Source organism: Chamaesiphon sp. VAR_48_metabat_403 (assembly GCF_031422475.1).
Taxonomy (GTDB): domain Bacteria; phylum Cyanobacteriota; class Cyanobacteriia; order Cyanobacteriales; family Chamaesiphonaceae; genus Chamaesiphon.
Genome location: NZ_JANPLS010000287.1, coordinates 1 through 8,127, shown reverse-complemented (window position 1 = coordinate 8,127; position 8,127 = coordinate 1). Strand labels below are relative to the sequence as shown.

At 43.3% G+C, this 8,127-nt stretch carries 8 protein-coding genes and 1 riboswitch; of the genes, 6 read left to right on the top strand and 2 right to left on the bottom strand.

Annotation, left to right across the window (positions count from 1 at the left end):
* Positions 1–185: 185 nt before the first annotated feature.
* A complete protein-coding gene (locus RMO79_RS13575; protein WP_310483694.1) occupies positions 186–1,916 on the bottom strand; it encodes a glycosyltransferase family 39 protein in 1,731 nt (576 codons plus the stop codon).
* 16 nt (positions 1,917–1,932) lie between these two features.
* Here RMO79_RS13575 and RMO79_RS13570 point away from each other — a divergent pair, with 16 nt between their 5' ends.
* From RMO79_RS13570 to RMO79_RS13555, 4 genes are all read left to right on the top strand, one after another.
* Positions 1,933–2,301 (top strand): EamA family transporter, encoded by a 369-nt coding sequence (locus tag RMO79_RS13570; RefSeq protein WP_310483693.1) that lies wholly within the window; start codon positions 1,933–1,935, stop codon positions 2,299–2,301.
* A gap of 49 nt (positions 2,302–2,350) precedes the next feature.
* Positions 2,351–3,097 carry a 16S rRNA (guanine(527)-N(7))-methyltransferase RsmG gene (rsmG, locus tag RMO79_RS13565; RefSeq protein WP_310483692.1) on the top strand — a complete coding sequence of 249 codons (747 nt, stop codon included), beginning with the start codon at positions 2,351–2,353 and terminating at the stop codon, positions 3,095–3,097.
* A gap of 407 nt (positions 3,098–3,504) precedes the next feature.
* Positions 3,505–3,657, top strand: a riboswitch (cobalamin riboswitch).
* A 21-nt stretch (positions 3,658–3,678) separates the two neighbouring features.
* Positions 3,679–4,089, top strand: coding sequence for a DUF1636 domain-containing protein (locus tag RMO79_RS13560; RefSeq protein ID WP_310483691.1), 411 nt, complete (start codon positions 3,679–3,681; stop codon positions 4,087–4,089).
* Positions 4,076–4,501, top strand: a complete 426-nt coding sequence (locus RMO79_RS13555; protein WP_310483690.1) for a hypothetical protein — start codon at positions 4,076–4,078, stop codon at positions 4,499–4,501. Before RMO79_RS13560 ends, RMO79_RS13555 begins: the two co-directional genes overlap by 14 nt.
* A gap of 140 nt (positions 4,502–4,641) precedes the next feature.
* Here RMO79_RS13555 and RMO79_RS13550 read toward each other — a convergent pair whose 3' ends face one another.
* The gene (locus tag RMO79_RS13550; protein WP_310483689.1) at positions 4,642–5,358 is read right to left on the bottom strand and encodes a heme oxygenase (biliverdin-producing); all 717 of its coding nucleotides are present in this window, start codon (positions 5,356–5,358) and stop codon (positions 4,642–4,644) included.
* A gap of 177 nt (positions 5,359–5,535) precedes the next feature.
* Between RMO79_RS13550 and RMO79_RS13545 the strand changes: the two genes are divergently transcribed.
* Positions 5,536–6,909: a hypothetical protein gene (locus RMO79_RS13545; RefSeq protein ID WP_310483688.1), complete on the top strand. Its 1,374-nt coding sequence runs from the start codon at positions 5,536–5,538 to the stop codon at positions 6,907–6,909.
* Positions 6,910–7,155: 246 nt separating this feature from the next.
* On the top strand, positions 7,156–8,127 hold a 972-nt coding region (gene glgA, locus RMO79_RS13540; protein WP_310483687.1), incomplete at its 3' end, for a glycogen synthase GlgA.

The window sequence follows — 8,127 nt, the reverse complement described above, 5'->3', positions numbered from 1 at the left end:
AATCCCCCTTGAAAAGGGGGACTTTGAAAGCCCCCGCATCCTTGGGGGTTGGGGGATTTAGATCTAAAAACGAAGTCCAGCCGACTTGTGTATACACCGTAGGTCTACATGCGGAGGCTCACGGGAACGACGCACTGCAATGGTGCAAGACTTTAAAATGAGAATTGCTGTTGTGAGATTGCAAATCACTTATCTCCTATCTTCTGAATTAGTTGCCAACCGCTTACTTTACCGACGATTCGTGTCTTGCTGGCTAATTGTGGTGCGATTTTTAATGTCCATGCGTAAGACTTATCTGGCAAATCGGTAAAGCTATTTAGCTGTTTGCCCAACCGGGGTGTATAAAACGTCAACAAAATTAACGATTTATGTTCGTCGTTATTGAGAGTCGGATTAGCATTATTCATCTGCTCGAAGCCATCGGTTTGCACTGTATCGACAAGTAAATTTATCGGTTGGTTGGCAATATTTAGCGATGGCTGTATTAAGGCGCGTTCGCTCATCAACTGGTAAAATGCAGTTTTGAATTCTGGACTTTTACTCGTCAATGCACCTTGGATGTTAAAGCTCAATATTGTCAACCAGGCAGGAATCAACCAACCAGCCAACCAGAAGGGGGTAGCCGGGGGTTGCCAGCGTTGCCACAGGCTAAAAATTGTCATCCAGCCACAACCCAGCACGATGGCTGGTAGCGCGTAAATTTGCACCTCTGCCGGAATGATAATTCCCCATAACGGTCGATCGAGCATGACAATTATGCCTGCGATCGTCAGGATAAATCCCAATCCACTAAAAGCATAACCGATCGCAGTTACAAAGCGATACCAGCCGATCTTCTGGCGACTGACTTGCATGAATTTTACGAAAGCAGTGGCAGCCAGCAATGCCATAAACGGTAATAATTGCATAGTATAATATGCCATCCGCGTTTTAAATAGGCTGAGTAAAATAAATAAGCAGATCGGATAACCTAACGATAAACTTACAGCCGCATAATTGAGATCTGGTAGCATTCTCCGCCAGATAATTATTGCGCCGATCGTACTAAAGAATGCCCACGGGAAAATATTTAGTGGTAAAATCCAGAGATAATAAAAAGGGCCGGGATTATAAGTGTCAGTTTTAGATAAGAATAGTAATTTATTTACTAATTCATAAACTGGCATCAGCCCATTGTATTTATAACAGCTCAAAATTAACCAAATTCCAGTCGGAATGGCACCGATAAATAATCCGAGATAAATCCAGGGATTAGTTATCAATTTTTGATAACGTCGGTGAAAAATAAAATAAGGCAAAAGTGCGATAATCGGCACGAAAATCATAAAACCCTTGAGCAAAAAGCCCCAGCCTACCGTCGCGCCACCTAAGATCCCCCAAACTCGACTCATGGAGATCGATTGCCGCGAAGATGTTAAAATATGAGGCTGGGAATCTGCGATCTTTAATAACGCCCACATGCCAAGTAACTCAATTGCTACTAATGCTGTATTTTGCTGCGCTGTATGAGCTTCACTCACCCACAACCCCATTAACATCAAGATTACCGCACCCAACCACGCAATCTGTCGATCGAATAGAATTTTACCGACTTCATATGTCAATAATACACTCACGATACACGCGATCGTACTCGGCAGCCGCGCGCTAAACTCATTCAAGCCAAAACACTGGTAAGCTAGCGCAATAAACCACTGAATCCCAATCGTGCGATCGTAAATTGCGGTACCCCACCATTGTGGTGTCAGCCAATCGCCAGTTTCCCAAATCCACCGCGCTTGCACCGCATAGTAACCTTCATCATAGGGCACCAAACTCGGATCGCCACCATTAATAAATAATAATGGTAATGTAACTAGCAACAAGCTCGATCGCGGAAACCGCTTCCATATCAATCCATAATCGTGTATATTCACACTCAAAAATTAAATTGTGACTCTACCAGAATTAAGTTTACTACTAATCTCTGTTTTAGCTGGCGTATTCGGTCAATTTTTTCTTAAAATGGGAGCTGGAAAACTTGGTAAAGTAGATATGGATAATGCCTTAAACCACATTCTCAGTATCGTTACTACCCCCGAATTATTAATCGGTTTAACTTGCTATGCTTTAGGCGCGATCGTCTATATTTTACTACTCACCCGCGTCAATTTGAGTATTGCCGCTCCAGCAATTTCGATAAGTTATATTTTTTCGGTGTTATTAGGTCATTTTTGGTTTCGGGAATCGATCGTATTACCACAAATTATTGGTTTAGCTGCTATTTCTTTCGGCGTGATGTTAGTGGTGTCGAATAAATAATCTATCGCTTATCTTAATTATTATTAATTTAATATTCAACTAATTATATATGAACGCTTCTGAAATCCCCGATCTTAATAGCTTACCCGCGCTAAATGAGATCTGGCAGCAAACCACCGAGTGGTGCCCCACAGAAATACAGCAGTTTCAGCTACAATCTCTATATACAGCAGTAATTACTGCTAACAAAACATTAAATCTTACCAGAATTACCGAACCCGAAGAATTTTGGGAAAAACATTTATGGGATTCCTTGCGAGGCGTTGGCGATTTAATTCAGAATTCTACACCATTGCAAGTAATAGATATCGGTACGGGAGCTGGTTTTCCTGGCTTGCCACTTGCGATTGCTAGAACCGATTGGCAACTCACATTGGTTGATTCTACTGCTAAAAAGATTGGATTTGTCGAATCGATTGCCTCAGAAATAGGCTTGAAAAATGTTCGTTCTTTAGTTAGCAGAATTGAAGAATTGGGTCAAGATCGACAACACCGCCATCAATCCGATCTAGCCCTAATTAGAGCAGTAGCATCGGCAAATGTTTGTGCTGAATATGCACTACCTTTAGTTAAATTAGGCGGTACGGCAATTCTCTATCGGGGCAATTGGACGGAAGCCGAAACCGAAAGTCTAGAATTAGCCGTAGCTAAATTAGGTGGTGAAATTGCCAAGATCGATCGATTTACGACACCGATTAGCAATAGTATCCGTCACTGTATTTGGTTGCGTAAAGCCGCCGATACCCATCCTTATTATCCTCGCGCTGTCGGGATTCCTAATCTGAAGCCGCTGTAGGGAATAGGGAATAGGGGATAGGGAAGCTACCCTGTATACACAAGTCGGCTAGACTTCGTTTTGAGATCTAAATCCCCCAACCCCCTTGGAAAGGCAGGGTGGTTTCATACACCAGAAGAAAAATAGCTCAGTCCACTGAAGTGGACTTCTGCCGTTAGCCCGCACTTTAGTCGCGGGTGGTTGAAGACTAAAAATAAGGGTTTTTGCATTTTTCTTTTCTTGTATGAAACCACCCTGCCAACCCCCTTGGAAAGGGGGACTTTGAAAGCCCCCATTCCAAGGGGGATTCAGGGGGATTCCCACCAATTTCGCTTCACTCCAAAGATACGTATGTAGGGTAGGGATAGGGACAATACAGGGAAATTTGGTAGTAAACGAACTTTTTTGTCAGAGACCTGTCAACAGGTATAATAAAGCTTCGATCTGGTTTGAGTGGGGAACAGCCACTCAAAGTAATGGGGAAAGATTGGTGAAAATCCAGCACTGTCCCGCAACTGTAAATTGAGACTAGCCATAGCCTCGGTCGAGTCAGAATGCCCGCCAGCATCAAAATCTAGTTCAATTAACCTACGAGGTATTAGGTGAACCCACAACATTGTTTATTTGTTTGTACCACTTGCGGTAGTAAGTGGCAAGATGGCAAGCGCGTCGGTACGAGTGCGGGCGAGCGGCTATTAGAAGAGTTGGAAGCTTTGCACCAAGATTGGGATTTAGCGACAGAATTTCCGATCCAAGGTGTCGGCTGTATGAGTGCTTGCAGCCGCTCCTGTGCGATTTCTTTTGCAGCAGCGGGAAAACACACTTACTTATTTGGCGATATTACCAGCGAAGATCCGAAGATCGAGCTGGGCAATATCTTAGAATGTGCTGAAAAATACTATCAGCATCCGACAGGAGAGCTACCTTGGGCAGAACGCCCAGCACCGCTCAAACAAGGTATCCTCGCTAAAATTCCCCCACTCATCCCCACTCCTACCCATGCGGCAATATAACCGAGCGCGCCGCCCCGATCTCCTCACCCAAAACTTCCTATGGATTGGCTATCGGGCTTGGCAAGGCTATCTATATTGCGATCGAGGGGTAGTAGTCATCAACAGTTCGGTAGATCTTCTAGACGATTCTGACCGTCATTGGGAAGATCTCCAAGCACCGAGCCTTAATTTTCGATATATTCCTCAGTCGCAATTATCGCTCTACTTGCAAGAATGGTTGGTAAATAGTCACTCGATCGATCCGATCTTAGCTGCTGTGGCTACTTATCAACCACAAACCGAGCTAATTTTAGCAGTCGAGTCTGGTATAAATCTAGATATCGGCTGGTGTCAACGCCTAAAAACTTCGCCGCCAGACTGCTATGAGCAAATTTGTCGGCGATTGAGTGAGTTTGAATTAGGCTCTTTCTAGGCTTTAGGTATGAGGTTTTAGGTATGAGGTTTTAGAGGGAATAGGGACTAGGGACTAGGGTTTAGATTTTAGAACTACGTTCCGATCCTCCCACACTCCCCGTCTCCCCGTCCCCCCGTCTCCCCGTCCCCACTCCCTATCTACTCCGCCGTAGCCAACTCAGTACTATTCCGATTGCGTTTGCGGGTGAGCATGTTGAATAATTGCACGCCGATCGCTTTAATAAGATTACCTTCTAATTCTTTGAACATGACCATGTTCATCTCAAATGCAGCGTTAGCTTCATCGACAACCTCATCGGCTTTGGCTTCGTCGATGGGTAAATCGTTCATCGCCTGACGGTAGTTAGTCTTGAAGGCTTTCTCGTCGGGGATTTGGGCGAACTCATAGAATGCAGTTCCTTCGCCATCGGTGAGGTTCATGGCATTCTGGGCAATTTTCTTGAGAATTTGACCACCAGAGAGATCGCCTAAGTAGCGGGTGTAGAGGTGTGCTACCATTAATGCGGTATCGCGATCGGCTACTTCGTGAATCCGGGCGATGTACTTCTTAGTAGCTTCAGATGGGGCTACTTGCTCTTTCCAGTTAGCACCGTAGTAAAACGCTAAGTCTTGTTCTAGAGCGGCTTTACGATCGAGTTCTGGGAAAAAGACTTTAGATAAAATGGGATCGGTAGAATGCTTGTGCATTTCCTCTTCCATCGCTGAGTAGACGAAGTAGAGATTGGTGACTAGTTTGCGGTAAGATTTTTTTTCGACGGTTCCTTTGAGGAAGCAGGCGATAAAGCCAGTGTTTTCCGCCATACTGTGAGATTTTTTAGTGCCCTCACGTAATTTAGTAGCTAGATTAGAACTCATGTTAAAAATTTCCGAATATATATACCCACTAATTTGATAGCTTATGATAATTTGATGAGAATTTCTATTAAGATTTGTGACTGGCACTACATAATTATCTAGCTCGATCCTAATGATGAGTTGGATGGAACTGTTGCGCCCTAACGGCACGATTTGAATAATTTGGAGCCTACTTAGATGACTGTGATTCCCAAGCCAACTCAAAGTTTAGTCAAGCGGTTGAATACGCCCCAAATTTTACGGGGTGGTTGGTATACGACATGGGGCGTGAGTTTACTACTATTAATAATTAGTATCTATGGCGTAAATTCTCAGAGACAAGCAATTAAGACTGTCGGTAAAGATGCCGCACCTAGTGTATTAACGGCACAGCAACTCCAAGATTCTTTTGCCGATATGGATGCTAGTTTGGCAAACGAATTATTATTGAAACCAGGCGATAATCGACAAACATTAGCAGATTTTGATAAGAATCGCAAGAAAATAGCCGATCGATTGGTAGCTGCGGCTAGAAATATTACTTATCCAGAAGAAGAACAAATAATTCAAACATTACAATTTAATAGTAGTGCCTATTTCTTAAAACTCCAAGAAGCGCGCGATGCTCACAAACGCGGCGATGCAGTTAATACGCTCGCCATTTATCAGAGTGCGGCTAATTTAATGGATCGAGATATTATCCCCCAAGCTGAAAAACTCAGCCAAGTGAATTCACAAGCATTAGAAAGAACTTATTCCGAACAAAGTTTTGGTAATGGCGGTATCGGTCTGATTATTGTAGTTACAGGGGTAGCGTTAATTGCAATCTTAGTAGCAATCCAGCTCTTTTTATATCAAAGAATGCGTCGGGTTTTAAATTTACCATTACTCGGTGCAACCGCGATCGCAGTTGTCTTTCTGGGATATACTAGCAGCGCATTTATGGGTGCGGCAAATAATTTAAGAATAGCTAAAGTAGATGCTTTTAATTCATTAGAGGCTCTGCGGAAAATGCGTTCTTTATCTTACCGAGCTAATGCCGATGAGAGTCGCTATTTACTCGATCGATCTAATGCAGCTTTACACGAACGCTCTTTTACTGACAAAGTTAATAAAATTATGATGATGCCAAATGAGAAAACATCAATCGAGAATATTATCACTGATGTTAACACACAACATCTGACTGCCGAACTAACTGGACTATTTTCAACTGGACTAAAGAACATCACCTTTGTTGGCGAAAAAGAAGCGGCGATTGCTACGCTAAAAGCCTGGAATGATTATCTAAAAATCGATAAACAAATTCGGCAACTAGCAGCTAGTGGTAAAATTAGTGAAGCGATCGCATTGTGTATCGGGACTAAAACAGGCGAATCAAATTGGGCATTCGATCGATATAAAGATGTTCATACCGATTTGATGGAGCTAAATAAAAAAGAATTAGATAAAAATATCGAACTTGGTAACGATCGCGTGGCAAACTTTGAAAAAATTGCTACAGTGGCGATCGGTAGTATTGTCATCCTAACTTTATTCGGAGTCAGACCGAGATTATTAGAATATTTATAGATTGAGGTGCGTGGGTGCGTGGGTTGGGATATAAAGTAGGTAGCGCAAGTTGCTAGTTATAACCAAGGTTAAAGATTTGGGTATTAGGTATTAGGTATTAGCGATGGGATCGAAGCTAAAGCCTAACAGCTAAAACCTAACACCTATCCCACTAAAAACCTATAACTAGCAACTTGGGTTAGGTAGCTGTCAATTGACTGATATAATTGGGTTCGAGCGTTAGGCACCTAAAATATAAAAATATCTATGAAAATTTTATTTGTGGCGGCGGAGGCTGCACCCATCGCGAAAGTTGGTGGGATGGGGGATGTCGTGGGTGCTTTACCCAAATTCTTGCGGAAAATGGGACACGATGTCCGAATTTTTATGCCTTATTATGGCTCGATAGTTGGGAAATTAGATATTCCGATCGAACCTGTGTGGCGGGGACATGCGATGTTTAATCACTTTGCAGTCTACGAGACAGTATTGCCCGGTACCGACGTGCCATTATACTTATTCGGGCATCCTGTCTTCGATCCGCTGCGGATTTATGGGGGAGAGGATGAAGATTGGCGATTTACGTTTTTTGCTAACGGTGCGGCGGAATTTTGTTGGAATTATTGGAAGCCGAATGTGCTTCACTGTCACGATTGGCATACCGGAATGCTACCCGTCTGGATGCACCAAGATCCCGATATTAGCACCGTCTTTACCATTCATAATTTAGCCTACCAAGGGCCGTGGCGGTGGTATCTGGATAAAATTACTTGGTGTCCGTGGTACATGCAAGGGCATAATACTATGGCGGCGGCGGTACAATTTGCCGATCGAGTCAATACGGTATCGCCGACTTATGCGGCGCAAATTCAGACGATCGAATATGGCGAGACAATTGAAGGGTTACTATCTTTTATTAGTGGCAGGTTGTCGGGAATTGTCAATGGCATCGACACAGAAGTTTACGATCCGGCTAACGATAAAGCTTTAGCTAAACCTTATACTGCCAAAACGATCGAAGATCGGATTGCTAATAAAACCGCACTCCAACAAGAAGTCGGTTTGGCGATAAATCCCGATACCTTCTTGGTGGGGATGGTATCGCGATTAGTCGAGCAGAAAGGCTTAGATCTGATGCTGCAAACACTCGATCGGTTTTTGGCTTATACCGATGCTCAGTTTGTCGTCTTAGGTACTGGAGATCGCAATTATGAGACACAATTATGGCAACTAGCTTCG